At 69.7% G+C, this 24,932-nt stretch carries 24 protein-coding genes; 16 read left to right on the forward strand and 8 right to left on the reverse strand.

Annotated elements, in window-relative coordinates; genetic code table 11:
- A partial coding sequence (locus QZV94_RS08740; protein WP_293677430.1) for a hypothetical protein occupies positions 1 to 326 on the reverse strand: 326 nt, incomplete at its 3' end.
- Positions 327 to 412: 86 nt separating this feature from the next.
- Entirely contained in the window at positions 413 to 955 is a 543-nt protein-coding gene (locus tag QZV94_RS08745; protein WP_293677431.1) for a hypothetical protein, read from the reverse strand.
- Positions 956 to 1,069: 114 nt separating this feature from the next.
- On the opposite strand from QZV94_RS08745, the gene QZV94_RS08750 reads away from it, so the two are divergent.
- From QZV94_RS08750 to QZV94_RS08765, 4 genes are all read left to right on the forward strand, one after another.
- Positions 1,070 to 2,035, forward strand: coding sequence for an SPFH domain-containing protein (locus QZV94_RS08750; protein WP_293677452.1), 966 nt, complete (start codon positions 1,070 to 1,072; stop codon positions 2,033 to 2,035).
- A 3-nt stretch (positions 2,036 to 2,038) separates the two neighbouring features.
- The gene (locus QZV94_RS08755; RefSeq protein ID WP_293677432.1) at positions 2,039 to 2,500 is read left to right on the forward strand and encodes an NfeD family protein; all 462 of its coding nucleotides are present in this window, start codon (positions 2,039 to 2,041) and stop codon (positions 2,498 to 2,500) included.
- A gap of 177 nt (positions 2,501 to 2,677) precedes the next feature.
- Entirely contained in the window at positions 2,678 to 3,985 is a 1,308-nt protein-coding gene (locus QZV94_RS08760; RefSeq protein WP_293677433.1) for a hypothetical protein, read from the forward strand.
- A gap of 124 nt (positions 3,986 to 4,109) precedes the next feature.
- Entirely contained in the window at positions 4,110 to 4,397 is a 288-nt protein-coding gene (locus QZV94_RS08765) for a DUF1330 domain-containing protein (protein WP_293677434.1), read from the forward strand.
- A 3-nt stretch (positions 4,398 to 4,400) separates the two neighbouring features.
- Here the strand turns inward: QZV94_RS08765 and QZV94_RS08770 are convergent, their stop codons facing one another.
- On the reverse strand, positions 4,401 to 5,942 hold the full coding sequence (locus tag QZV94_RS08770) for an acetolactate synthase large subunit (protein ID WP_293677435.1): 1,542 nt from the start codon (positions 5,940 to 5,942) through the stop codon (positions 4,401 to 4,403).
- A complete protein-coding gene (locus tag QZV94_RS08775; RefSeq protein ID WP_367254258.1) occupies positions 5,939 to 7,762 on the reverse strand; it encodes a feruloyl-CoA synthase in 1,824 nt (607 codons plus the stop codon). Before QZV94_RS08775 ends, QZV94_RS08770 begins: the two co-directional genes overlap by 4 nt.
- Positions 7,763 to 7,814: 52 nt before the next feature.
- Here QZV94_RS08775 and QZV94_RS08780 point away from each other — a divergent pair, with 52 nt between their 5' ends.
- Entirely contained in the window at positions 7,815 to 8,633 is an 819-nt protein-coding gene (locus tag QZV94_RS08780; protein ID WP_293677436.1) for a phytanoyl-CoA dioxygenase family protein, read from the forward strand.
- Between the two features lie 7 nt (positions 8,634 to 8,640).
- Here QZV94_RS08780 and QZV94_RS08785 read toward each other — a convergent pair whose 3' ends face one another.
- Positions 8,641 to 9,975, reverse strand: a complete 1,335-nt coding sequence (locus tag QZV94_RS08785; RefSeq protein ID WP_293677437.1) for a dihydroorotase — start codon at positions 9,973 to 9,975, stop codon at positions 8,641 to 8,643.
- Entirely contained in the window at positions 9,968 to 10,942 is a 975-nt protein-coding gene (locus tag QZV94_RS08790; RefSeq protein ID WP_293677438.1) for a glycosyltransferase family 9 protein, read from the reverse strand. Before QZV94_RS08790 ends, QZV94_RS08785 begins: the two co-directional genes overlap by 8 nt.
- Positions 10,943 to 11,004: 62 nt before the next feature.
- On the opposite strand from QZV94_RS08790, the gene QZV94_RS08795 reads away from it, so the two are divergent.
- Complete coding sequence (locus tag QZV94_RS08795) at positions 11,005 to 11,853, forward strand: folate-binding protein YgfZ (RefSeq protein WP_293677439.1); 849 nt, start codon at positions 11,005 to 11,007, stop codon at positions 11,851 to 11,853.
- On the opposite strand, the gene QZV94_RS08800 is transcribed toward QZV94_RS08795, so the two are convergent.
- Positions 11,821 to 12,681, reverse strand: coding sequence for an alpha/beta hydrolase (locus QZV94_RS08800; protein WP_293677440.1), 861 nt, complete (start codon positions 12,679 to 12,681; stop codon positions 11,821 to 11,823). The genes QZV94_RS08795 and QZV94_RS08800 overlap by 33 nt on opposite strands.
- 73 nt (positions 12,682 to 12,754) lie before the next feature.
- On the opposite strand from QZV94_RS08800, the gene QZV94_RS08805 reads away from it, so the two are divergent.
- From QZV94_RS08805 to QZV94_RS08830, 6 genes are all read left to right on the forward strand, one after another.
- Positions 12,755 to 13,345, forward strand: coding sequence for a DNA-3-methyladenine glycosylase I (locus QZV94_RS08805; protein ID WP_293677441.1), 591 nt, complete (start codon positions 12,755 to 12,757; stop codon positions 13,343 to 13,345).
- A complete protein-coding gene (locus QZV94_RS08810) occupies positions 13,345 to 14,007 on the forward strand; it encodes a ribonuclease HII (RefSeq protein ID WP_293677442.1) in 663 nt (220 codons plus the stop codon). Before QZV94_RS08805 ends, QZV94_RS08810 begins: the two co-directional genes overlap by 1 nt.
- Before the next feature lie 148 nt (positions 14,008 to 14,155).
- Entirely contained in the window at positions 14,156 to 16,381 is a 2,226-nt protein-coding gene (locus tag QZV94_RS08815; protein WP_293677443.1) for an MHYT domain-containing protein, read from the forward strand.
- A gap of 76 nt (positions 16,382 to 16,457) precedes the next feature.
- Positions 16,458 to 17,927: a Si-specific NAD(P)(+) transhydrogenase gene (gene sthA / locus QZV94_RS08820; RefSeq protein ID WP_293677444.1), complete on the forward strand. Its 1,470-nt coding sequence runs from the start codon at positions 16,458 to 16,460 to the stop codon at positions 17,925 to 17,927.
- Between the two features lie 253 nt (positions 17,928 to 18,180).
- On the forward strand, positions 18,181 to 19,260 hold the full coding sequence (locus QZV94_RS08825; protein ID WP_293677445.1) for a site-specific DNA-methyltransferase: 1,080 nt from the start codon (positions 18,181 to 18,183) through the stop codon (positions 19,258 to 19,260).
- 89 nt (positions 19,261 to 19,349) lie between these two features.
- Positions 19,350 to 20,516, forward strand: coding sequence for an MFS transporter (locus QZV94_RS08830; RefSeq protein WP_293677446.1), 1,167 nt, complete (start codon positions 19,350 to 19,352; stop codon positions 20,514 to 20,516).
- Here the strand turns inward: QZV94_RS08830 and mutY are convergent.
- Positions 20,499 to 21,545, reverse strand: coding sequence for an A/G-specific adenine glycosylase (mutY, locus tag QZV94_RS08835; protein WP_293677447.1), 1,047 nt, complete (start codon positions 21,543 to 21,545; stop codon positions 20,499 to 20,501). The genes QZV94_RS08830 and mutY overlap by 18 nt on opposite strands.
- Positions 21,546 to 21,590: 45 nt before the next feature.
- Between mutY and QZV94_RS08840 the strand changes: the two genes are divergently transcribed.
- The 4 genes from QZV94_RS08840 to QZV94_RS08855 all read left to right on the forward strand — a co-directional run.
- Entirely contained in the window at positions 21,591 to 22,139 is a 549-nt protein-coding gene (locus QZV94_RS08840) for a DUF721 domain-containing protein (RefSeq protein ID WP_293677448.1), read from the forward strand.
- A 116-nt stretch (positions 22,140 to 22,255) separates the two neighbouring features.
- The gene (locus QZV94_RS08845) at positions 22,256 to 22,897 is read left to right on the forward strand and encodes a DsbA family protein (protein WP_293677449.1); all 642 of its coding nucleotides are present in this window, start codon (positions 22,256 to 22,258) and stop codon (positions 22,895 to 22,897) included.
- Positions 22,894 to 23,553 (forward strand): thioredoxin domain-containing protein, encoded by a 660-nt coding sequence (locus QZV94_RS08850; RefSeq protein ID WP_293677450.1) that lies wholly within the window; start codon positions 22,894 to 22,896, stop codon positions 23,551 to 23,553. The genes QZV94_RS08845 and QZV94_RS08850 overlap by 4 nt, the downstream gene beginning before the upstream one ends.
- A 5-nt stretch (positions 23,554 to 23,558) precedes the next feature.
- Positions 23,559 to 24,932: AAA family ATPase (locus QZV94_RS08855; RefSeq protein WP_293677451.1), on the forward strand; the 1,374-nt coding region annotated here is incomplete at its 3' end.

Below are 24,932 nucleotides of genomic sequence, written 5' to 3' on the forward strand. Positions count from 1 at the left end.
TAGGCTCCGGTCAGTTCCTCGTAGGTGGCCCGCAGGTGGGCGAGGCCGGCGATCTGTTCGCGGCTGGGCGCCTCGACGCCTTCGGTCATCGCCAGCGCCGCGACCACCCATCGGGTCCGGGCGAGCGCTGCGGCCGACGCCAGCCGCCGAAAGCGCTCTGCGTCGGCGCTGCCCAGGGTGGCGCTCAGCACCTTCCTGTTGGCGGCGTAGGCTGCCAGGTCGATCTGCTCCAGGTGGCCCCGGAGTTGACGCTGGACCTTGGGATCGACCTCTGCGTCCGGCTCGAAGTGATCACTGGCGGCCCTGGAGCCGATCACCCTGCTCATGGCGTGTTTCCTCGTACCGCCTGGAGAACCCGGCGACGCCAGCGTGCGCCAGAAGGGCTAACAGACCATTGGGGTGAGCGCCCCCCCTACGCGGCGTCGACCAGATAGCCCGCCGGGTCCTTCTGGAAATCCAGTGCGTCGGCCAGGCAACCTTGCCAGGCGAGCAGATGGGTCTCGGCGTCAGCGCGGGTCATCGTGCGAAACAGGATCGCCGAATAGACGACGTGGTTCTGGCCGCCGCGGTCCTGGTAGAGCCGGCACATCACGGAGGTCTGGTTGAAGGCGTTGACCTGCGCGGCCGAAACGTTTCCCCGCCCCATCGCCTGGTCCAGCAGCACGGCGCGGCAGGCCCGTCCCTGGGCATTGCAGCCGGCGAACTGCATCGAGAAGTTGGCGACGGCCGAGGTCACGGCGACGAACACCGCGTCCGCTTCGCGCCGGCTCGTCTGCGCCTTGGCGCCGGCGGCGCCCAGGATGTCCATCAGGCCCTGCGGATTGGTGGCGTCGAAGGTGGCGGCGGCCTTCGGGGCGGCCTTGGGGGGAGCAGGCTTCACCGGCGGCGGCTTAGTTGCGGGGGCGGCGGCCAAGCATAGCACCGCGGCCGGCAGGAGCAGGGAGATGCGGGTCATGACGCTCCGCTAACAGACCGCCGCCCGTGGTGCGAGCATGGCCGTCCGGTTTCCGTAGCGGCGGGCGCCGAGCCCCGATAGACTTCGCCACATAACGGGGGTCGGCGCATGGGTCTGGGACTGATCATTTCCATTGTCTTCGTGGTGTTGGCCCTGATCGTGGCCACGGGCGCCATCAAGATCGTGCCGCAGGGGCGCGAGTACACGGTCGAGACCTTCGGCCGCTTCAGCCGCACCCTGAAGCCGGGCATCAGCTTCCTGACCCCCTTCGTGGAAGGGGTGGGGCGCAAGGTGAACATGATGGAGCAGGTGCTGGAGGTGCCGCGCCAGGAGGTGATCACCAAGGACAACGTCACCGTTCAGGTGGACGCGATCATCTTCATCCAGGTCATGGACGCGGGGGCGGCGGCCTACCGGGTCGATAACCTGCACTACGCCATCGGCCAGCTGACCATGACCAATCTGCGCACGGTCGTTGGTTCCATGGAGTTGGACGAGGTGCTCAGCCAGCGCGACCAAATCAACACCCGCCTGCTGCAGGTCATCGACGACGCCACCAGTCCCTGGGGCGTCAAGGTCGCGCGCATTGAGATCAAGGACCTGACGCCGCCGCCGGACATCACCAACGCCATGGCCCGACAGATGAAGGCCGAGCGGGAGCGCCGCGCGGTGATCACCGAGGCCGATGGTGAAAAGTCCGCCGCCATCGCCCGCGCCGAGGGCCAGAAGCAGTCGGCGATCCTGCAGGCCGAGGGGCGCAAGGAAGCCGCCTTCCGCGACGCCGAGGCGCGCGAACGCTCGGCCGCGGCCGAAGCCAAGGCCACCGAACTGGTGAGCAACGCGATCGCCGCCGGCGACGTCAACGCGATCAACTACTTCGTGGCCCAGAAGTATGTGGAGGCGTTTGCCCTGCTCGCCTCCAGCCCGCAGCAGAAGACAGTGATCGTGCCCGCCGAAATGGGCGCGCTGGTCGGCACCGTCGGCGGCATCGGCGAGCTGGTCAAGGCGATCACCGCAGATGGCCCGCCGCGGCCACCGCCCGCGCCTCGCGCGCGGCCGAATGCCCCCGCCGGGAGCTAGGCCATGGACATGATCGCGGGGATCTATGCGGCGCAGCCGTTCTGGGTCTGGGCGGGGCTGGCGGCGGCATTGCTCGGGGTCGAAGTGCTGACGGGGTCGGGCTGGCTCCTGTGGGCGTCAGCCTCGGCGGCGGTGACGGCGGTCGTGGCGCAGCTGTGGGGGCCAGATGTGCCGACCACCCTGTTGGTGTTTGCCGTCCTGACCACGGCCTCGACCCTGATGGCGCAGCGGTTCCTGCCACGGAGGCCCCGTGTCCACGACGGCAGCGATATCAATGACAACATCGGCCGGCTCGTGGGGCACCGGGGTTCGGCGGTACGGGCCTTCTCCGGGCGCGCCGGCCGCGTCTCCATCGACGGCAAGGAATGGGCGGCCGAACTGGACGACGGTGAGCCCCTGGAAGCCGGCGCCCGTATCGAGGTCGTCGGCGTCGACGGGTCCCGTCTGCGCGTCCGCCGCGCGTAGCGAAACCGGTTGCGCGACCTCACGGAAGGCGCCCAAGCGGCGCCATGGTCAAGCTAAGTGGCTGGAACAAGCCACACTTCGGCCAGCTTCGGCCGGCAACTTGACCCGCGAAGGATCGCGGCGCTTATGTGCCGCAAAACCACGACCCGAAGGTCACGACCCAGGAGACACCCACGCATGAGGCCATTTCGTTTGGGCCTGCTGGCCGCCCTTATGGCGGCTTTTGTAATGCCCGCCGCCGCGATGGCGCAGAAGAAGTCGGGCAAGGACGCAGACGGCGCCTACAATGCGGCGCAAATGAAGCGCGGCGCGGCCGAAGGCGCTGCTGCGGCGCAGGCCGCCGGCATCCCCTGCACCGTTTCGAACGCCGCTTGGCTCGGCGCCTCGGCGGCCGACAAGAAGACGAACTCGGCCGCCAAGGACATGTTCGAAGTCGCCTGTTCGGGCTCGATGGGGTTCATGATCCAGGTCGATAAGGGTGGCCCCGCCATGGGTTTCAGCTGCCTGGAATCGCTGTCGGGCCTGGCTTGCAAGCTTCCGGAGAACGCCAATCCCAACGCGCTGCTGCAGGCGGCCCTGACCAAGAACACCGTGGCCTGCGATCTCTCCCAGACGAGGCTCATCGGCCAGGTGCCGACGGCCCAGGCCATCTACATCGAGGCCCTCTGCAAGGACGGCTCCGGCTATGTGCTCAAGACCTCCATGCCGATGGACTTGGCCAAGCCGATCAAGGCGGAGGACTGCCTGATCTACGATGCAGCCAACACCAACGTGAAGTGCACCTTGGCTGAGCCGGCCTCTCGCCTGGCGCTCATCGATCGCTTCGTTACGACCGCAAAGGTCAACTGCACCGTCAAGGAGCGTCGCTTCGTCGGTCCCCTGAAGGACGGCACGACCGCCTACGAGGCCGCCTGCCAGGACGGCAAGGGCTACGTGCTGAAGGTCGACAACAAGGGCGGCGTGGTCCCGGTGGAGTGCGCCAAGGTCCCGACCCTGTGCGAACTCTCCGACGCTCGTCAGGCGATGACGGAGCAGGCCGGCCTCTACACCAACCTCGCCAAGGCCGCCGGCTCGAACTGTGTGGTCGAGAGCTACGCGGTGTTCCCGGCCCAGCCGGGACAGGAGGTCCTGGAGCTGACCTGCAAGGACGGCGCTGAGGTCGTGGCCGTCTTCCCGGCCCGCGGCCCCGGCAAGGTCTATGATTGCGGCCACGCCCTCGTCGCCGGTTTCAAGTGCGCGCCTGGCAAGCTCAACTACTCGCCCCTGACGGCTGACCTGCGCAAGCTTGGCAAGACCGATTGCTCGGTCTCCGACGTCGTCGCGCGCGCCAAGAGCGCGAAGGGCAACCCGCAGATCGAAGTGGCCTGCGCTGACGGCCTGCCCGGCTACGTGGTGGAATACACGGACCCGGCGACCCCGGTGGGAGCCCTCGGCTGCCGCCTGGTGGGCTGCAACCTGCCGGCCAACAACAAGCCGAAAGCCTAGCTTCCGGCCGGAGCTGACGCAGGGCCCGCGGAGGTGACTCCGCGGGCTTTTGCTTGCGATGAGCTATTGCCGGACGCGGCGGCAGCCGGTGAGGGTGCGCGCCAAACACCGAGGGAGCGAGCCGATGCCTGCCTATGGGATCTTCATCAAGAACAAGACCATCGATGCCGACGCGCTGAAGACCTACAGCGAGAAGGCGGGCCCGGCGAGCGCCGGCCACCCTCTGTCGGCCCTGGCCTACTACGGCGCCTTCGAGGTGCTGGAAGGCGATGCGGCCGAGGGCGTGGTCGTGCTGCAGTTCCCCGACATGGCGGCCGCCAAGGCCTGGTATCACAGCCCCGGTTACCAGGAGGCGCTGCAGCACCGTCTCAAAGGCGGCGACTACCGGGTGATCCTGGCCGAAGGGGTTTAGAACCTATAGCCTCGCCTCGATGAGCATCGGGCCGCGCTGGGCCATGGCGCCCGCAAAGGCCGTCTCGAATGCGTCGGCGTCGGCGCAGGCGACGGCCGGCAGGCCCATGCCCTTGGCGATGGCCACGAAGTCGATGTTGGGGTCGCCAAGGTCCAGCAGCTTCCTGGCGGACGGTCCTGCCTCGCCAGCCCCGGTGCGCATCATCTCGATGTTGAGGATGCGATAGGTGTAGTTGGCGAAGATCACCACGGTGACGTCGAGGTTCTCCCGCGCCATCGTCCACAGGGCCTGGATCGTGTACATCGCCGAGCCGTCGCCGTTCAGCGACAGCACCTTGCGGTCCGGGGCGGCGACGGCGGCGCCGATGGCCAGCGGCAGGCCGATACCGATGGCTCCGCCGGTGAGCGCCAGCACCTCATGCGGCCGCGCGGTGGCGCCCGCCGCTGCGATTCCTGCGCCTGAGGTCACCGAGTCGTCGCAGACGATGGCGCCCTCAGGCATGTGCCGGGCGATGGAGGCGCCGATCGTGTAGGCGGTCTGTTTGCCGGAGGGCGCAGCATCGGGCAGCGCCAGCGCCTGGGTCGGGCCCTGCTTCGGCGCGCCGAGGGCGTCTGCGAGGGCGGCGAGCCCGGCCGCCGAGTCCTCACCCCGCTCCACGAGGGTCAGCGTCTCGCAGCCCTCCGGGACCAGCATGCTGGGCCGGTTCGGATAGGCGAAGAAGGCCACCGGCATGCTCGTGCCGGCGTAGATCATCAGGTCCACGCCTTCGAGCTCGGCCAGCGCCATTTCGCCGAAATACTGCATCTTCCTCGGCGCGAAGCTGCCGGCGCCGCGCGGGGTGCGGGCGATGAAGGTGTCGGTGTAGACGGTGACGCCCACGGCCTGCAGGCGGGCGGCCTCGCGGACCCCTTCGGCCAGGCAGGCCTGGCCGCCGATCAGCACCACCGGCTTCTTCGCGGCCTTGATGGCCCTGGCCGCGGCGTCGACGGCGGCGCCCGCCGGCGCGGGCCGCACCGGCTTCTGGGCGATCACCGGGGCGCCTTGGGCCGGAAGCCAGGCCGAGTCTGCCGGCAGGATCAGGCTCACCGGGCCGCCGGGCGGACCATAGCTGGCGGCAACGGCCTCGGCCGTGAGATTGGCGACGGTGTCCGGAGTGTCCGCGGATTTGGCCCAGATCGAGTTGGGCGCCACCAGCGTGGCGATGTCGGAGTTGAGCGGCGCATCGTAGCGACGGTGGTAGGTGGCGTGGTCGCCGATCACGTTGACGATCGGGGTGAAGGCTCGCCGCGCGTTGTGCAGGTTGGCAACCCCGTTGCCGTAGCCGGGTCCGAGGTGCAGCAGGGTGCAGGCCGGCGCGCCCGCGATCCGGCCGTAGCCGTCGGCGGCGCCTGTGGCCACGCCCTCGAACTGGCAGAGTACGGGCCGCATGGCCGGCACGCCGTCGAGAGCCGCGACGAACTGCATCTCCGAGGTGCCCGGATTGGCGAAGCAGGCGGTGACCTCGTTGGCCACCAGGGTCTGGATCAGGGCATCGGCGCCGTTCATGCGAACACCATCACGTCTGGGGCAGGGGGATCGGCGAACAACCGCTGTACGGCGTCGGCCCGGCGCGTGCGGGCAAGGCTCTGGGCGATGTAGCCCTTGTCGGTGATCTCGCCGGCGCCGGCGTCGGGGCCGTCGGGCAGCACAAGCGCGCGGGCGATGCGGCCGCCGGAGCCCTTGGCGCGCGCGTTGAAGGCGGCGACGCCGTTGCGCACGGCCTGGGCGACCTCGACCGGGTCCAGGGTCGGGTTCGGATAGAAGAGGACGCCGATGCGGTCCTGGTTCTCGCCGCAGACAACAGCGTCGGTGACCGCCCCGCCGATGTCGCCAAGCACGCCCAACCGCAGGTCGCTGACGATGACGAAGGTCCCGGAGGTCAGCTTGAAGTTCTCCGAGATGCGGCCATCGAACACCAGCCCCTCGCGCGGATCGTCGGGGTTCGCGAACCGCGCCGCGTCGCCCAGCCGGTAGAAACCCTCGTCGTCGAAGGCGGCGGCGGAGAGTTCCGGCTGGTTGAGGTAGCCGGGCGAGATCTGCGGGCCCTTCACCCGGAACTCCAGCTTGCCGTGCTCGGGAAGTAGCCGCACCGAGGTTCCGGGCAGCGGCAGGCCCATCAGGCCCATCCGCGCGTTCGGCCAATGGACATTCGACGCGGTGGGGCCGGTTTCGGTCGCGCCGTAGCCGGAGCCGAAGGAGATGCGCTCGCCGACCGTGCGGACCGCGACGGCCTGGATCCGGTCTCCATAGGCCTGGGACAGCGCCGCGCCGCCATACTGCAGGAGCCTCACCCGAGAGAAGAATTTGCGCGCCAGGTCGTCGTCCTGCTCCAGGGCCTCGGCAAACAGCATCCAGGCCGCAGGCACCATGTTCTGGTAGGTGGGCGCGATCTCCTTGAGATTGCGGATCGTCTCGGCGAAGCGGGCGGCGGTGGGCTGGCCGGCGTCGATATAGACCGTGCCGCCGCGGTGGGCGCTCATGTGCAGGATGGCGTTTGCGCCCAGGCTGTGGCTCCAGGGCGCCGAGTGCACCATCACCGGCGGGTCGGGGTCGTCGAAGCACGCGTCGATCTGGGCCGCGTTGATCGACATGGTGCGGTGCAGGCAGACCACGGCTTTGGGCAGCCCGGTAGAACCCGAGGTGAGGAGGTATTTGGCGTGCTGGTCCGGCTGGGCCGTGGGTGGGGCCTCGCCGGCGCGGTAGAGCCGCTCCAGCGCCACGTCGCCCGGACGGGGGTTCGACGACGCGATCACCGGGAGGCCCGCCAACGCGTCGGCGGAGAGGCCCTCGGCGAAGACGGCCGCATCCTCAGTGTACACGGCGGCCGGATTCAGCACCGCGCACGCGTAGGCCAGCCGCGCAAGATTTGCGCCCGGAAGGCCGTATTGCGGCGAAACCGGCGCGACGGGCGTCCCCTGGCTCATGGCCGCGTAGGTGATCAGGGCGTGGTCGATGGTGTTGCGGGCCAGGATCAGCAGCGGGCGTTCGCCCACGAGGCCGAGGTCCCGCAGACCGGCGGCGAGCGCTCGGACCCGATCCCAGGCCTCGGCGAAGGTGATCGTGCGCCAGCCGCTTCCGGACCGTTCGGCCAGCCATACGCGGGTCGGCGCGGCCTCCGCCCAGTGGGCGAGGGGGGCGGTGGTCGTCTGGAACCGGTCGGAGAACGCCCCTGGGTGGCTGAGGATGAACTCACCGCCGGGCCGCTCCACGACATTCAGTTGGCGTGGCGCGTAGCGCGGGTCCCGGAACGGGGCGTTCGAGGTGCGTAGCTCGGCGTCCATGGAGCGACGGTTACGGGCGCTGACGCGGAAAGGGAAGCCTGACATCGGCGATGTTGGTGGTCTACGCTCTGGACGGTTCACAAGGGAGTACGCCGCAATGTCTCAGACCCTCGCTTCGGCCGAACTGGCGCCGGCGGTCCCGGCACCCACCCGCGACCTGGCGCAAGGCCTGCGCAACATCGCCGAGTACGGCCTGACCATTGTGCCTGACGTGCTGACCGGGGATGGCCTGAAACGGGCCCGCGAGGCGCTCTACCGCGCGGCGGACGCCGACCGGCGGCGCGGCCGCGAGCAGAAATTCGGCTTGGACTACGACCACGACGACACCAACCAGCGGGTCTGGAACGTGCTCAGTCGCGACCCCGTGTTCGAGGACCTGGCGTTCCACCCGACCGCCGTCGAGTACGTGAAGGCGGTGCTGGGCTGGCCCGCTCTGCTCGGCAACATCTCGGCCAACATCACCGGCCCCGGCGGCGGGGAGATGGTGCTGCACGCTGACCAGATCTTCATGCCCGAGCCGTGGGCCAGCGAGCCGCAGGGCATGAACGTGGCCTGGTGCCTGGACGACTTCACCGAGGCCAACGGTGCGACCCGCTTCGCGCCCGGCAGTCACAAGCTGAACCGCGCCCCACAGGCCGAGGACGCCGCGATCGAGACCGTGCCGATGGTAGCGCCGGCCGGCTCGGCAGTCGTGTTCGAGAGCCGCGTCTGGCACAAGACCGGCCACAACCGGACGGCGGACGAAACGCGCGCCGGGGTGTTCGCCTGGTACACCAAGCCCATCTACCGGACCCAGGAGAACTGGTTCCTGTCCCTGCGGCCCGAGGTGCGCCAGTTCGCCAGCGACGACGCCCTGGTGCTGCTGGGCTACCGCACCACCGGCCTGGGCATGGTCAACGGCGCCTCTCCGGCCTGACGCACGCCTAAGCGCTGAGAGTCTCCCGGAACCGCACCGGCTCGCCCCGACCCTTCGCCACGATCTCGTCGTCGCGCATCACCACCCGACCGCGGATGATCGTGGCGATCGGCCAACCCTTGGCTTCCATCCCGTCGAAGGGCGTCCAGCCGGCGCGGGTGGCCATGGCGCCATGGGTGATCGTGCGCCGGGCCTTCAGGTCGACCACGGTGAGGTCGGCGTCGTAGCCCACGGCCATGCGGCCCTTGTCTGCCAGGTCGAAGATGCGGTTGGCGCCGTGGCTGGTGAGGTCCACCAGGCGCTCGAGGCTGAGGCGGCCTTCGGCCACGTGGGTCAGCATCACCGGCAGCAGGGTCTGCACCCCCGGCATCCCCGACGGCGAGGCGGGGTAGGGCCGGGCCTTCTCCTCGCGGGTGTGCGGCGCGTGGTCGGAGCCCAGCACATCGGCCACGCCGTTGGCGACGCCGGCCCAGATTCCCATTCGGTGGCCGTGGTCGCGGATCGGCGGGTTCATCTGGGCGAAGCCCTTCAGCCGCTCGTAGGCCTCGGGGCCCTCGAGCGTCAGGTGCTGGGGGGTGACCTCGACGGAGGCCACGTCCTTATGGGCGGCCAGGTACTCGATCTCTTCCTTGGTGGTGACGTGCAGCACGTGGATGCGCTTGCCCAGCTTCTTGGCCAGCCGCACCAGCCGGTGCGTCGACTGGATCGCGGATTGCGCGTCGCGCACCTCCGGGTGGCTGGTCCAGTCGCCGGTTCGGGCCAGCGGCCGGCGGTCAGCCAGGCGGTACTCGTCCTCGGAGTGGAAGGCGGCGCGGCGGTTGATGTGGGCCAGCACCTGCTCCACGCCCTCGTCGTCCTGCACCAGGAGCGTGCCGGTGGAAGCGCCCATGAACACCTTCACCCCGCAGCAGCCGGGCAGCCGCTCCAACTCGCCCAGGAAGGCGGCGTTCTCGTGGGTGCCGCCGACATAGAACGCGTGGTCGCAGTGCATGCGGTCCTTGGCGCGAGCCAGCTTGTCGGCCAGCGCGGCGGGGTCGGTGGTGGTGGGCTCGGTGTTCGGCATCTCGAACACGGCGACGACGCCGCCCAGGACGGCGCAATGAGACCCGGTCTCCAGGTCCTCCTTCCACTCCAACCCTGGCTCGCGGAAGTGGACCTGGGTGTCGATGACGCCGGGCATCACCGTCAGGCCGGTGGCGTCGAACACCTCGCCCGCACTGGCCTGGCCCAGGTTGCCGATGGCGGCGAACTTGCCGTCCTTGACCCCGACGTCGGCGATCCCGCGCCCCGAATGGTTCACCACCTCGCCGCCGCGCACGATCAGGTCGTAGGTCTCAGCCATGGGGGACGCCTTCGGTCGCTTTCAGCAGGTCTTTCGCCGCGGCGACGACGGTCTCCACGGGCAGGTCCATCATGTGACAGATCACCTGGGTGAAGCCAGGGTCCGAGGCCTTGATCGCCGCAAAGCCGCGCGGCCCGCGCACGACGCGGGCGTTGGGCCCCCAGGGCGCATAGAGCCGCTCGTCCGAGGGACCGAATAGACCCAGGGTCGGCACGCCCGCCGCCGCCGCCAGGTGCATGGCGCCGCTGTCATTGCCGATGAACAGCCGCGCGCGCTTCAAGCAGGCGAAGGCGGTGAGCAGGTCCGTCTTGCCGGCCAGATCCATGAACCGGCGCCCGGCGCTGTCTTTCAGCGACCGCGTCAAGGCCTCGTCGCCCGGGCCGCCCAGCACCATCAGCCGCCCGCCCGCAAGCGGCCCGTAGCGATCCATCAGCGTCATCGCCACCTGGCTGAACCGCTCGACCGGCCAGGTCTTGCCGACCCAGTTAGCGGCCGGCGCCAGGGCCAGGATCGGACCCTGGCCGCGAGTAAGCTCGTCCGCATAGCCTTCCAGGTCCGGGTTGGTGAACAGGTGCGGCGGCGCGGGCTCATCCTCGATCTTCAGGGTCCGGGCCGCCTCCAGCACCTTGTGGATGGGCTCGGGGCTCTTCTGGTGGATGGCGCGCCTTCTGGTGTGCAGGAAGCGCGAGAGACCGGAACCGCGCAGGTCGACGACCAGGCCCCAGCGCGTGCCGCGCACCTGCCGCCAGAGGTCCAGCCAGTGACCCCCGGTGCGCGACTTCTCGAAAACGATGATGCGCTCGAGGTTCGGGACGTGGGCGAACAGCGGGGCGGCCAGGGGACCGGCGACGATGGTGAAGCGGGCCTCGGGAATCTCGTCGGCCAGGCGTTTGATAAGCCCGGAGGACAGCACCGCGTCGCCGATCCGGGTCGCGGTGATGAACAGGATGGGGAAGCCGCGCGACATCGGTGTTCCCTATAGGCGAGGTAGGGGTGGCGCTCCATCGTCCGCGGGGCCACCTTGTCGGGATGTCCGCGACTGTTGCCCATCTGTCGAGCCGTGCCCTGATCGCCATCGCCGGCGAGGATTGGCGGAGCTTCCTGCAGGGCTTGATCACCCAGGACGTCGACACCCTGGCGCCCGGCGAGGCGCGGTTCGGGGCGCTGCTGACGCCGCAGGGCCGGCTGCTCTACGACCTCTTCGTCGTCGGGCGGGAGGACGGCGCATGGCTGGACGTGGAGGCCGAGTATCGCGCTGCGATCATCCAGCGGCTGACGATGTACCGCCTGCGGGCCAAGGTGACGATCGCGGCGGACGACACACCGGTCTCGATCCTGTTCGATCCGGCGCCGGGCGCCATTCCGCCGAAGCCGGCCGAGGGCTTCTGGGCGGCCGACCCGCGGCTGCCGGAACTGGGCTGGCGGGGCTATGGCGCCTCGCCGCCGTCCGGAGCGACCGGCGCCGACGAGGCGGCGCGCGAGGCCCAGAAACTGCGGCTGGGCGTGCCCGGCCCCGGCGACTGGGGCAGCGACAAGACCTACCCGATCGAGGCCAACTTCGACCTGCTGAACGGCATCGACTTCAAGAAGGGCTGCTTCGTCGGCCAGGAGACGACCTCGCGCATGAAGCGCCGCGGGGTGGTGAAGAGCCGGATGCTGCCGCTCCGCTTCGATGGCGTCGCCCCGGCGCCGGGCGCCGAGATCCTGGCTGGGGACCTGCGGGCTGGTATCGTGACGTCGGGTGGCGCCGGCGGAGGCATGGCCCTGGTGCGCCTGGACCGCGCGATCGGGGCTGACCTCATGGTCGACGGCTGCGCCGTCCGCCTCGAGCGGCCCGACTGGTTCCTAGCGGCCCTCGGCGAAGAACCCGCGCAGTAGGGCCAGCGTTTCGTCCGGCTTTTCCTCCGGAAGGAAGTGGCCGCAGTCGACGGCCTGGCCGCGCACGTCGGGCGCCCACTCGCGCCAGATCGCCAGGGTGTCGTACCACGCCTCAAGCGCCGCCTTGGCGCCCCACAGCACCTGGACCGGGCAGGTGATCTGCTTGCCCGCCTTCTTGTCCGCCTCGTCCAGCAGCCGGTCGTAGCCCGCGCCGGCGCGGTAGTCCTCGCACATGGCGTGGATGACGGTCGGGTTCTTCGCAGCCCGCAGATAGTCGGCATAGGCCTCGGGATCGAAGCTCTGAATGATCCCGCCGAACTGGTGGCGGAAGAAGAAGAGTTCCGGGTCGCTCGCGATCAAGGTCTCCGGCATCGGGTGCGCCTGGACCAGGAATGACCAGTGCCAGTAGCCCAGGGCGAACCGCCGATCGGCGCGGGCCCAGACTTCTGCGGTGGGCAGGATGTCGAGGATCGAGACCCGGCGGACGGCGGCCGGATGGTCCAGGGCCAATCGATAGGCCACGCGGCCCCCGCGGTCGTGGCCGGCGACGTCGAAGCGGTCGAAACCCAGCTGCTTCATGAGCCCGACCGCGTCGCGGGCCATGGCGCGCTTGGAGGAGGTCTCGTGGTCATCGCTGGACGGCGGCTTGGTGGAGCCGCCGTAGCCGCGCAGGTCGGGGCAGACGACGGTGAAGTCGGCGGCCAGGCCCTCGGCGACCTTGGCCCACATCATGTGGGTCTGCGGATAGCCGTGCAGCAGCAGCACGGGGGGCCCCGAGCCGCCATGGCGGACCCTGAGCGACACGTCGTCCACAGCGATCTGCGACAACTCAAAGCCTTCGAACGCCACCGCGCTTGCCCCCTCTTGTTTCCGCCCGCCGGCTGCGGTCTGACTGCCGCTGATGACTGGGACCCCGACTCGGTGCGAATGGCGCGGCATGGCCGGCGACCCGCTGTACGAGGCCTATCACGACACCGAATGGGGCGTGCCGGAATACGATTCCCGCGCGCTTTGGGAGAAGCTGGTCCTGGATGGTTTCCAGGCAGGGCTGGCCTGGATCACCATTCTGCGGAAGCGCGAGGCCTTCCGCGCCGCCTTCGACGGCTTCGATCCGGACAAGGTGGCGACGTATGGTGACGCGGACCGGGCGCGCCTGATGGCCGACGCCGGCATCGTGCGCTCCAACGCCAAGATCGACGCGGCGATCGGCAGCGCACGCATCTACCTGGCCATGCGCGACGCGGGGGAGGACTTCTCGGACTTCTGCTGGGGCTTCGTGGGGGGCAAACCGGTGCAGAACCGCTGGGAGAGCTTCGGCGACGTACCGGCCCAGACGCCGCTCGCGGTCGAGGTCTCCAAGGCGCTGAAGGCCAAGGGTTTCAAGTTCGTGGGCCCGGTGATTGTCTACGCCTGGATGCAGGCCGTCGGCATGGTCAACGACCACTTCACCTGCTGCTTCCGCCACGACGCGGTGAAGGGGCTGGCCCGCTGATGGCCAAGGGTCCGACCCTGCTGCTTGAGCGCGCCTTCGTGGGCGGCCTGGTCTGCGGCGTGGACGAGGCCGGGCGGGGGCCGTGGGCAGGGCCGGTCAGCGCCGCGGCGGTGATCCTCGACCCCAACCCGCGCAAGGTCCCCAAGGGGCTCGACGACTCCAAGAAGCTCACCGCCAAGGCCCGCGAGGGGTTGGAGACTGAGATCAAGGCGAAGGCTCTGGCCTGGGGGGTGGGGTTCGCCAGCGTCGAGGAGATCTGGGAACTCAACATCCTGCACGCCACCGGCCTGGCCATGTGCCGCGCCATCGAGGCGATGGCGATCCAGCCCACCTACGCGCTCGTGGACGGCAACTACCGCTTCAAGCTGCCGTGTGAGGTGAAAACGGTGGTGGGCGGCGACGGCAAGTCGAAGTCCATCGCCGCGGCCTCGATCCTGGCCAAGGTCGCCCGCGACCGGCTGATGACCGAGATGGACGGGCGATACCCCGGCTACGGTTTCGCCAGCCACAAGGGCTACAACGCCCCCATCCACCTGGAGGCCCTGGTGGCCATGGGACCGTGCGAGATCCACCGCCGCGCGTGGCGGCCGGTGAAGCTCGTACTGGCCGGCGTCGACCCGCGTTTCGAGCACCTGCAGGACGAACTGCCGTTCGGCGATTGACCCGCTGGCCGTCAGAAAATCCCGACGCGCCTCATCGGAAAGCCCCTCTGGGTTGCGTTGGATGATCCGGCGCGGAAAACGCGAACAAGGGCAATCAATATTAACCTCAGCGACCTAGGTTGAAGCGAATTTCGTTGCTGGGCGGCGCATGCTTACTGTCCTTACCTGCATCTTCGTGCAGCACGACCTGCGACTGGTGGTGCTCGCCGCGGTGATCTGCATGACGGCGTGCGGCGCCGCATTCAGCTTCCACCTGCGCAGCCGCAAGGCCAGGGGCTCGACCATGAGCTGGGCCTGGATGGCGTTGACCGGGCTGGTCGCAGGCTCAGGGGTGTGGGCCACTCATTTTGTCGCCATGCTGGCGTACCTTCCGGGCGTGCCGATCGGTTACGCGGTCCCCGGCACCATAATGTCCCTGATGATCGCGGTGGTTGGCATGGGCCTGGGCTTTGCCCTGCCCGTGCTGCAGGGCGGGCGCGCAGCGGCGCTGGCCGGCGGGGTGCTGACCGGCTCGGCGGTCGCGGCCATGCACTTCTCGGGCATCGCGGCGATGCGGACCCAGGCCCGGTTCGAATGGGACCCCGGCTACGTGGTCGCCTCCGTGCTGGTGGGCGCTCTGGGCGCCGCTGCGGCCTTCTACGCGCGCGCGCGGCTGAGGGGCCGCGCTCAATGGGCCGCGCCAGCGGTCGCGCTGCTCCTCGCCATTGTGGGACTGCACTTCACCGCCATGGCGGCTGTCACGCTGGTTCCAGATCCGACCCTGGCCGTTCCGGGCGACCTGATCGGACGCGGGCCACTGGCCGTCGCAACCGTAGCGCTGGCGTTGCTGATCCTCGCCGCCGCCGCAAGCCTGATCTGGATGGAGCGCGTGGGGCGGCGTTTCACCCTTTCGGGCGTGCGTGATGCGCTGGACGTGCTCTCCGCCGGGCTGGCGTTCTACGACGCAGGCGGTCGCCTGACGTCCTGGAACCACGCCTTCGCCGAGCTGGTGAGCGAGTTCATTCCCGTGAGGGAGGGGGTTATGCGCAGGGCCATCTCCGACGCTGCGCGGGAAGTCGGGGGCTGGAGGCTCCAGGAGAACGTCGAGGCCGCGGAGCAGCGCGGGACGAACCTCCTCCTGCCGGATGGCCGCTGGATCCGGCACGAATCCTTCGCCACCCACGAAGGTGGCGCCGTGACGGTGATGACCGACATCACCGAACAGCAGGCGACCGCGCGTATCCTGGCGCAGGCCCGCGACACCGCCGAGGCCGCCAACCGCGCCAAGAGTCAGTTCCTGGCCAATATGAGCCATGAGATCCGTACGCCCCTGAACGGCGTGCTCGGCGTGGCCGAGGTGCTGGGACAGACCGAACTCACCGCAAAGCAACGGGAGTTGTTGTCGGTGATCCAGAACTCCGGCGAGCTGCTGAACGACCTGTTGAGCGACTTGCTAGACCTGGCCAAGGTCGAGGCCGGCGTCGTCGACTTGCGACCCGAACCGACCGACATGAGCGCCCTGATGGACTCGGTGCGCGATCTGTTCGCCGCCCGCGCCGAGGAGAAGGGCTTGGTCCTGCGCACCGAGATCGGTCCCGGCGCCGGCGATCGGGCCGCCTGCGACCCCCTCCGCATCCGTCAGATCATCGGCAACCTGGTCAGCAACGCGATCAAGTTCACCGACGCCGGGCAGGTGGCCATCGCCCTGGCTCGCGAAGGCGACCGGCTCACCTTCGAAGTGCGCGATACCGGGGCGGGTTTCGACGAGGCCACCAAGACCGCCCTCTTCCAGCGCTTCCGCCAGGCGGATGCCAGCTTGACCCGCAAGCAGGGCGGCACCGGCCTGGGTCTCCCGCTATCCCGGGAGTATGTTCGGATGATGGGTGCGGAGTTGGAGTGCTCGAGCACTCCGGGCGAGGGCTCAGTGTTCCGCTTCACGGTCGAGATGCCCGCGCTTCCGTTGGAAGCCCCGGCCGCAGCGTGGAGAGCCGCCGATTCGCCTCCCGGCCGGTTCCGGGTGCTGGTCGTCGACGACAATGCGGTGAACCGCCAGGTGCTGGGGCTGATCCTCGACAGCGTCGGCATCGAGCACTCCGAAGCCGAGAATGGCCAGGAGGGCGTGGAGGCGGTGATCACGGGCGGCTTCGATGCTGTCCTGATGGACCTGCAGATGCCCGTGATGGACGGCTTTGAGGCCATGCGCCGGATCCGCGCCTGGGAGAGTGAATCCGGGCGGCCGCGGATGCCGATCTACGTGGTGTCCGCCAACTGCCTGCAGGAGCACGTGACCGCGGGCGCAGCGGCGGGCGCAGACGGGCATCTGAACAAGCCGATCTCCGTGCCGCAGCTGCTCGCGGTGCTGGAGCCGCACGCCGCCGCCGCCCTGGCGGCCTGATCGCGTCCCGGCGGGCAAAGTTACCTTAACACCCAGCGGCTAGGGTGCCCGCTTCCGCAGAAAGCTGGAGAGCCGCGTGTCAAAGTCCCCTAAGGGCGCCGTGCGCTACGACATGATCGTCATCGGCAGCGGCCCGGCAGGTCGCCGCGCCGCGGTCCAGGCGGCCAAGCTGAGGAAGCGCGTGCTGGTGGTCGAACGCGGCCAGCGAGTCGGCGGCGTCTCCGTGCACACCGGCACCATTCCCTCCAAGACCCTTCGCGAGACGGTCCTGAACCTCTCCGGCTGGCGCGAGCGGGGCTTCTATGGTCGCGCCTACCGGGCCAAGAAGGACATCACCGCCGAAGACCTCCGCAAGCGCCTCGACATCACCCTCGGCCACGAGGTCGAGGTTCTGGAGCACCAGTTCACGCGCAACCTGGTCGACACGGTCCGGGGCTCGGCGGAGTTCATCGACCCGCACACCATCATCGTCGAGGGTCCGGACGGCCAGGCGATCTACGCCGCCGACCGATTCGTGATCGCCGCGGGCACGCGTCCTTACCGACCCGGCCATATCGGCTTCGACGGCGTCAACATCGTCGACAGCGATGAGATCCTGAACCTGGAGCGCATCCCGCGGCAGCTGATCGTGGTGGGCGCGAGCGTGATCGGCGTGGAGTACGCCTCGATCTTCTCGACCCTGGACGTGCGGGTGACCGTGGTGGAGCCCAATCCGACCATGCTGCCCTTCCTGGACCGGGAGCTCGCCGATGAGTTCGTCCACGACCTGCGCGATCGCGGCGTGGCCGTCCGCTTCAACGCCAAGGTGACGAGCGCCGTGGTGCAGGGGCCGGGCGAATGCCTCGTCTCGCTCGCCGACGGGCGCGAGTTGCGCGCCGACATGGTGCTGTTCTCGGCCGGGCGCGAGGGCGCGATCGAGAGCCTCAACCTTTCGGCCTGCGGCCTCGAAGCCGACTCCCGTGGCCGCCTCCGCGTGGACCCGGCGACCTTCCAGACCGCCCAGCCGCACATCTATGCCGCGGGCGACATCGTCGGTTTCCCCAGTCTCGCTTCCACCTCGATGGAGCAGGGCCGCATCGCCGCCTGCCACGCCTTCGATGCGCCGGCGCAGGCCCCGCCGCAGTTCTTCCCGTACGGGATCTATTCGGTGCCCGAGATCTCCACCATCGGGATCAGCGAGGAGGAGGCCCGGGAAAAGGGCATCCCGTACGAGTGCGGCGTGGCGCGATTCCGCGAGACGTCACGTGGCCACATCATGGGGCTCGACACCGGCTTCATGAAGATGCTGTTCGCGCTGGAGACCCGCCGGCTCCTGGGCGTCCATATCGTGGGCGAGGGCGCCACCGAGCTGATCCACATCGGCCAGGCCGTGCTGAACCTGGAGGGCACGCTCGACTATTTCGTCGAGAACACCTTCAACTATCCGACCCTGGCGGAAGCCTACAAGATTGCCGCCCTTGACGCCTGGAACCGCATGCCCCGCGAACAGGCCAGTCAGCGCGTCTCGGCCGAGAACCTCGAACGCATCCGCAGCATCGCCAGCTGACCTTCCCTTCCCGTTCACGGGAAGGGGGGACCGCTCGCCGAAGCGCGAGCGGTGGGAAGGGCGAGCGGCCGGCAGTGAGATTGGTACAGTCCGGCCGATCCAAGGCGCTCGGGGCTTGCCTTTCCACCACCGGCTCTTCGCTGCGCTCGGCCGGCGGTCCCCCTTTCCCGCAAGCGGGAAAGGATGGATTCGTTGACGACCCGTTCACCATGTCGCCCGATGATTCAGTGTTGTTCTGTTTCAAGGTTGGGCCATGCGACTGCCGGTCGACACCGTCATCAGGGGCGATTGCCTCGAGGAGCTGAAGAAGCTCCCCGACCGATCGGTCGACCTCGTCTTCGCCGATCCGCCCTACAACCTGCAACTTGGTGGCGACCTCCTGCGTCCCGACAACTCCAAGGTTGATGCCGTCGACGACGACTGGGACAGGTTCGAGAGCTTCGCGACCTACGACGCCTTCACCAAGGCCTGGCTCTTCGAGTGCCGCCGGGTGCTGAAGGACGACGGGGCTTTGTGGGTGATCGGCAGCTACCACAACATCTTCCGGGTGGGCGCGACTCTGCAGGACCTGGGCTTCTGGATCTTGAACGACGTCATCTGGCGCAAGTCCAACCCGATGCCGAACTTCAAGGGCACCCGCTTTACCAACGCCCACGAGACGCTGATCTGGGCGGCCAAGAGCCGGGGCGGGCGGCGCTACACCTTCAACTACGACGCCATGAAGATGGCCAACGACGAGCTGCAGATGCGCTCGGACTGGACGCTGCCGCTGTGCACCGGCGAGGAGCGGCTCAAGGACGAGACCGGCAGCAAGGCCCATCCGACCCAGAAGCCGGAGGCCCTGCTGCACCGGGTGATCATGGCCTCCACCCGGCCCGGCGACGTGATCCTGGACCCGTTCTTCGGCACAGGCACCACCGGCGCCGTGGCGCGGAGGCTGGGCCGGAAGTTCATCGGCATCGAGCGCGAGGCGGGCTATGCGGACATCGCCGAGGCGCGCATCGGCCGGGTGATCCCTGCGACCGCCGAGGAGATGGTCGTGACCGGGTCGAAGAAGTCCGAGCCGCGGATCCCCTTCGGGTCGATCGTCGAGGCGGGGCTGCTCCGCGCAGGCGATGAGCTCTACTGCTCCAAGGGCGCGCACGCCGCAAAGGTGCGCTCCGACGGCAGCCTCGTCTCCGGCGAGCTGTCCGGCTCGATCCACAAGGTGGGCGCGATGGTGCAGTCGGCGCCGGCCTGCAACGGCTGGACCTACTGGCACTTCAAGACCGACAAGGGCCTGGCCCCCATCGACGTGCTCCGGGCCAAGGTGCGCGCGCAGCTGCCGAACTGAGCGGCCGTCCGACGACTCGACCTCCGCCCACTTCCCCGCCACGCTGTCGGAAACCGGGCTCGGGGGGATGATATGAACGTGCCGAGCCGATGAACCCGCGCATCTTCGTCCTGACGATGTGCACCTTCGCGTTCGGGTCGGCGGCGTTCATTTTCGCGGGCCTGCTCGAGGAGATGGCGCGGGACCTCGGTGTCTCCACCGCCGTCGCTGGCCAGCTGCAGACCGCCTACGTACTGAGCTCGGCGCTCCTGGGCCCTGTCGCCGTCTGGGCGCTGGGGCGGGTGGACCGCCGGCTTGTGATCATTTCGGGGCTCGCGCTCAGCGTGGTCCTGCACGTGTCCTGCAGTCTGGCGCCGAACTACGAGAGCCTGCTGGTGCTCCGCGCCTTCGCGGGGCTGGCCGGCGCAATACCCGGACCGGCGGCCAGCGTCGCCGCGGCCGCGCTCGTTCCGCCGGAGCGCCGCGGTTCGGCCCTGGCGATCGTCACCGGCGGCATGACGCTGGCCTTCGTGGTCGGCATCCCGATCGGCAGCGTCGTCGGTTCCATCTTTGACTGGCGCGCGACCTTCCTGGTCGCCGCCGCCCTCTCCGCGATCGCGCTCGCCGGCGTGGTGGTCTTCCTCCCCCGCGTGCCCGCGCCGCCGAAGCGGGTTGGCGGCCGGGTGGAGATCGCCGGCATCTGGCCGCTCTACCTGACCAGCTTCCTGACCTTCGCCGCCAACATGACGCTCAATCTCTACATCGCACCCATCGTGCGCGTCGGCGCGGGCGTTACCGGAGCCGGGGTCGCGGCTTTTCAGATGATGATCGGGGTCGGCGCCGCGGCGGGGCTCTGGCTGGGCGGTCGCGCGGCCGATCGCAACGCCGGAAAGGCCTGGGTGCTACAGGCGATCGGCGTCCAGGCCGCGGCCATGAGTCTCCACTGGGCGGCTACGCACCACCTGCTGCCAGCCGGGCTGGCGAGCAAAGCGGTCGTTGCGCTGGCGATCTTCCTCGCCGCTACGGCGATCTTCTCGATCTCGCCGGTAACCCAGTCGCGGCTGATCCAGCTGACGGACGGCGCCCCGGTGGCGCTGGCGCTGAACGGATCCGTCTTCTCTATGGGCCAGGCCCTGGGCGCGACCCTGGGCGGCGTGGCCCTGGCGGCCTACGGCGTGCCGGCCATCCCGGCTGCGGCGCTGATGATGTCGGCGGTGGCCTTCTCGATCTTGGTCTTCGTCTTTCCCCGCACGAGCCGGTTAGAAAAGGTTGGCTAGGCCCGCGCGCGCCGCTTTCAGGAAGACGCTCGGCAGGGCGTCGAGATCCCGGCGGGAACTCCAGATAAGGCCGTCGGCGTCGCTCTCGGCCCGGAGGAGCTGCAGGGTCAAGGTGAAGTGGGTGAAGCCGTGCTCCACCTCGCCGACGCCGCGCCAGTCGGCGCAAACCGGGGCCGCGCGCACGGCCTCGGCCTCGCTCCAGCGGGTCGCTCGCCAGTCGCTGGTGGGCAGGGCCAGCATGCCGCCAAGCAGGCCCTTGGGCGGGCGGCGGACCAGGGCCACCTGATCATCTCGCGTGAGCACATAGGCGACGCCGAAGCGGTGCGGCCGCTGCGCCTTCGCCGTGCGCCGGGGATAGGTCTCCGGCGACCCTGTGGACAGAGCGGCGCAATGCTCCGCCACCGGGCATCGCTCGCAGAGCGGCGCCTTGGGCCGGCAGACCGTCGCGCCCAGGTCCATCAGCGCCTGGGCCCAATCGCCGGGGCGGTCCTCGCTGACGAGGTCGGCCGCCAGCGCCTTCAGCGCCGGCTTGGCGTCCGGCAACGCCGCCTCCACGGCGAACAGCCGCGCCATCACCCGCTCGACATTGCCGTCGACGACGTTGGTGGCCCGCTCAAAGGCGATCGCGCCCACCGCGGCTGCAGTGTAGGGACCCAGGCCCGGCAGGGCGCGCAGGCCTTCCTCGGTGTCGGGGAAGACGCCCGCGTGCCCGTCCGCCACGGCCCGCGCGCAGGCCAGCAGGTTGCGGGCGCGGGCGTAGTAGCCGAGCCCGGCCCACGCGGCCATCACCTCGCCGTCGGCCTCGTTCGCGAGTGCGGTGACCGTGGGCCATCGGGCGGTGAACTTCAGGAAGTAGGGGATCGCATGCGGCACCGTGGTCTGCTGCAGCATCACCTCGGACAGCCACACTCGATAAGGAACGGCGCGCACGCCGGCTGCATAGTCGGCGGGGCCGACGCGCCAGGGAAGCCTGCGGGCGTTGGCGTCGTACCAGGCCAGAAGTTGGGCGCGGAGGGATTGTGGACTCACCGGTTCCCTCTACCGCCGTCCCGCCCTTGCGCGGTAGAGAGAAGCGTGCCCCGTGAGCTCCCTTCCACCGAAGAAGCGCTCCGCATCCTGCGGACCAAGCGCACGCGGCCGCTCACCCGCCCGCCCCCGCCGGCGGGACGGGCGTTGCGCGGTTACCTGAAGACCATGGACGAGCGGTTCAGCCAGGGCGCTGACGCGCTGGCGGTCCGCTGGCGCGAGATCGTGGGGCCGGAGATCGCGCGCCGCACCGAGCCGGTGAAGCTCGCCAAGGGCCGGGCCGGCGGACCGTCGTCGCTGGAGATCCGGGTGGCCGGGCCCGCCGCCGCGATCATTCAGCACCAGGCGCACGAGATCCTGGCGCGGGTGAACCTGTTCCTCGGCGCCGAGGCGGTGGGTAAACTGCGCATCGTCCAGGGGCCCCTGCGGCGCACGGAACCGCAGCCCCCGCGGCGCCGAGCCGCGCCGCTCGACGCGGCCCTGGAGGCCCGCCTGGCGCAGGAACTCGCCACCACGCCGGAGGGCAGGCTGAAGGACGCTCTGATGGCGCTTGGCCGTGGCGTCCTGCGACGCGCCCCGCCTGCGTCAGAGCGGTAGGTCGACACAGATCCGCCGCCGTCCTATCGGACGAGGTCGCGAGCCGCGCGAGAGAGGTTTGCCCTTCCCGACGGGAATCGCGCTTTAATCCCTTGTTCAGATCTGGAAGACGCCCTGTGACGCCACCCTCCAGCCGCCGAACCTTCGTGGTCTGCGCCCTCGGCGCGGTGCTGGCGCTGGCTGGCTGCCAGAAGGAGCCCGAGGTCACGCCCGCCGCCGCGCCGATCGACGCCGCGGCGGGTCAGGCCATGACCCTGGGCGACCCGGCGGCCAAGGTGCACGTGGAGGAGTACGCCTCCCTCACCTGCAGCCACTGCGCCGAGTTCAACAACACCGTCTTCCCGGCGTTCAAGGCCAAGTACATCGACACCGGCAAGGTGCGCTACACCCTGCATGAGTTGATGACCCCACCGCAGGATGTGGCCGCCGCGGGCTTCATGACCGCCCGCTGCGCCGGCAAGGACAAGTACTTCGCCGTCGTTGACGACATCTTCCGGCGCCAGGAAGCGATGTTCGCGGCCGGTGACGTAATGGGCACGCTGCGCGCCGTCGCCACGAGCGCGGGCATGAGCGAGGCTCAGCTGCAGGCCTGCCTCACGGACAAGGCCGCGCTGGCGGCGGCCAGCGCCCGTTCGCAGGCCGGCGCCGCGGCCGGCGTTCACTCGACACCGACCTTCTTCGTCAACGGCAAGAAGGTGAAGGAGGGCGTCGCCACCCTGGAGGAGCTGGACGCCGCCGTGGCTGAGGCGTCGAAGTGACCGCGACCCGCCGCGCCGCCCTGGCGACCACGCTGGCCGCCGTCTTCACCGCAGGCGCCGCGCCGGCGCCCAAGGGCGCGGCTGCCCGCGCCCGCTGGCCTGCGGCGCCGGGCGACATGAACCTCGGCAACCCCAACGCCCCGGTGCGGGTGGTGGAGTATCTGTCGCTCAGCTGCTCGCACTGCGCTACCTTCAACAGCGAGGTGTTTCCGGCCTTCAGGGCGAAATACATCGATACCGGCCGGGTCTACTACACCGCCCGGGAACTGCTGACCCAGCCGGCCCAGATCGCCGCCGCCGGGTTCCTGCTGGCCCGCTGCGGGGACGGGTCGAAGTACTTCCCGATCGTGGACCAGGTGCTGCGCAGCCAGACACGGTGGCGGCCGGGCGAGCGCATCGCGCCGATCTTCATCGAGATCGCCAAGGCCAACGGCTTCACCGAAGCGCAGTTCAACGCCTGCGTCACCGACGAAGCGGCGAACGTGGCCCTGGAGAAGCGGGTCCAGTACGCCGTCGAGACCGACAAGGTGGACTCCACGCCGACCTTCTTCGTCAACGGCGTCAGGCTGGACAGTGGTCATGTTCCCACGCTGGCGGAACTGGACGTGGCGATCGCCAGGGCTCTGAAGGCGACCCCCGCCCAAGGGAGGCGCTGACGGCCGTGCACTTCCAGCGCCTCAGGCTCGCGGGCTTCAAGTCCTTCGTCGAACCGACGGAGTTCCGGATCGAGCCGGGGCTGACCGGGGTCGTCGGGCCGAATGGCTGCGGTAAGTCGAACCTCCTGGAAGCGCTGCGCTGGGTGATGGGCGCCAATTCCGCCAAGGCCATGCGGGCCGGCGGCATGGACGACGTGATCTTCGCCGGCGCCGCCAACCGGCCTTGGCGCAACCACGCCGAAGTCTCGTTGACGATCGACAACGCCGACCGCCGCGCGCCACCGGCGTTCAACGACCATCCGGTCATCGAGGTGGTGCGCCGGATCGACAAGGGGGAGGGCTCGACCTACCGCATCAACGGGCGCGAGGTGCGCGCTCGCGACGTCCAGCTGCTGTTCGCCGACGCCTCGACCGGCGCCAGCTCGCCGGCCCTGGTGCGCCAGGGACAGATCTCCGAGCTGATCGCCGCCAAGCCGCAGAACCGCAGGCTGATACTTGAGGAGGCGGCGGGCGTCTCCGGGCTGCATTCCCGACGCCACGAGGCGGAGCTGCGCCTCCGCGCGGCGGACGCCAACCTCACGCGTCTGCAGGATGTGGCCCAGGAGCTGGAAGCCAACCTTGGGCGGCTGAAGCGCGAGGCGCGCGCGGCCGAGCGCTACAAGAAGCTGTCCGCCGAAATCCGGGCGCTGCAGGGCGCGGTGCTGTTCGCCAAGTGGTCCGAGGCCCGGGACGCGGCCGAGCGGCTGACCGCCGAAACCGACTCCGCCATTCGGGCGGTGGAAGTCACTGCGCGGGCGGCCGGGGCAGCGACCACGCGGGCCGCCGACGCCGAAGCGGCGATGAAGCCGCTGCGTGAGGCCGAGACCATCGCCGCAGCCATCCTGCACAAGCTGGCCATCGACAAGGACCGCCTCGACCGCGAGGCCGAGGCGCACGCCGCCGAGCTGGCCCGCCTGGCCGGCGACCTGGAGCGCATCGACGCCGACGCCGCGCGCGAGGCGCACATCACCGACGACGCCAACGCCGCCCTCGCGCGGCTGGCTCACGACCTGGCGGCGCTGCATGCCCTGATCGCAGCGGCTCCGGAACGGGGCCCCGAGCTGGAAGCCGCGGCCCGCGCCGCCGAGGCCGCCCGCGTGGCCGCCGACGCGGAGGTGGAGCGGCTGGCGTTCGAACTCGCCACCCTTGAGGCCCAGCGCCGCGCGGCCGAGGCCCGCGTGGAAGAGGCGCAGGTGCGCGTCGCCCGCACCCGCCGCGCGCTGGACCAGGCCAGGCAGGAACGCATCGCCCTCGGGCCGGCGGCGAGCCCACAGGCCGCGACTGCCCGCGCCGAGCTGGCGGCCGCCGAGACGGCCTTGGCCGCCGCCCGCGCCCCCCTG

The organism is uncultured Phenylobacterium sp. (assembly GCF_902826855.1).
Taxonomy (GTDB): domain Bacteria; phylum Pseudomonadota; class Alphaproteobacteria; order Caulobacterales; family Caulobacteraceae; genus Phenylobacterium.

Coding starts and splice junctions, on each gene's coding strand:
- QZV94_RS08745 (WP_293677431.1), bottom strand. CDS start 955: ATGACCCGCATCTCCCTGCTCCTGCCGGCCGCGGTGCTATGCTTGGCC.
- QZV94_RS08755 (WP_293677432.1), top strand. CDS start 2,039: ATGGACATGATCGCGGGGATCTATGCGGCGCAGCCGTTCTGGGTCTGG.
- QZV94_RS08760 (WP_293677433.1), top strand. CDS start 2,678: ATGAGGCCATTTCGTTTGGGCCTGCTGGCCGCCCTTATGGCGGCTTTT.
- QZV94_RS08765 (WP_293677434.1), top strand. CDS start 4,110: ATGCCTGCCTATGGGATCTTCATCAAGAACAAGACCATCGATGCCGAC.
- QZV94_RS08770 (WP_293677435.1), bottom strand. CDS start 5,942: ATGAACGGCGCCGATGCCCTGATCCAGACCCTGGTGGCCAACGAGGTC.
- QZV94_RS08775 (WP_367254258.1), bottom strand. CDS start 7,762: ATGTCAGGCTTCCCTTTCCGCGTCAGCGCCCGTAACCGTCGCTCCATG.
- QZV94_RS08780 (WP_293677436.1), top strand. CDS start 7,815: ATGTCTCAGACCCTCGCTTCGGCCGAACTGGCGCCGGCGGTCCCGGCA.
- QZV94_RS08785 (WP_293677437.1), bottom strand. CDS start 9,975: ATGGCTGAGACCTACGACCTGATCGTGCGCGGCGGCGAGGTGGTGAAC.
- QZV94_RS08790 (WP_293677438.1), bottom strand. CDS start 10,942: ATGTCGCGCGGCTTCCCCATCCTGTTCATCACCGCGACCCGGATCGGC.
- QZV94_RS08795 (WP_293677439.1), top strand. CDS start 11,005: ATGTCCGCGACTGTTGCCCATCTGTCGAGCCGTGCCCTGATCGCCATC.
- QZV94_RS08805 (WP_293677441.1), top strand. CDS start 12,755: ATGACTGGGACCCCGACTCGGTGCGAATGGCGCGGCATGGCCGGCGAC.
- QZV94_RS08810 (WP_293677442.1), top strand. CDS start 13,345: ATGGCCAAGGGTCCGACCCTGCTGCTTGAGCGCGCCTTCGTGGGCGGC.
- QZV94_RS08815 (WP_293677443.1), top strand. CDS start 14,156: ATGCTTACTGTCCTTACCTGCATCTTCGTGCAGCACGACCTGCGACTG.
- QZV94_RS08825 (WP_293677445.1), top strand. CDS start 18,181: ATGCGACTGCCGGTCGACACCGTCATCAGGGGCGATTGCCTCGAGGAG.
- QZV94_RS08830 (WP_293677446.1), top strand. CDS start 19,350: ATGAACCCGCGCATCTTCGTCCTGACGATGTGCACCTTCGCGTTCGGG.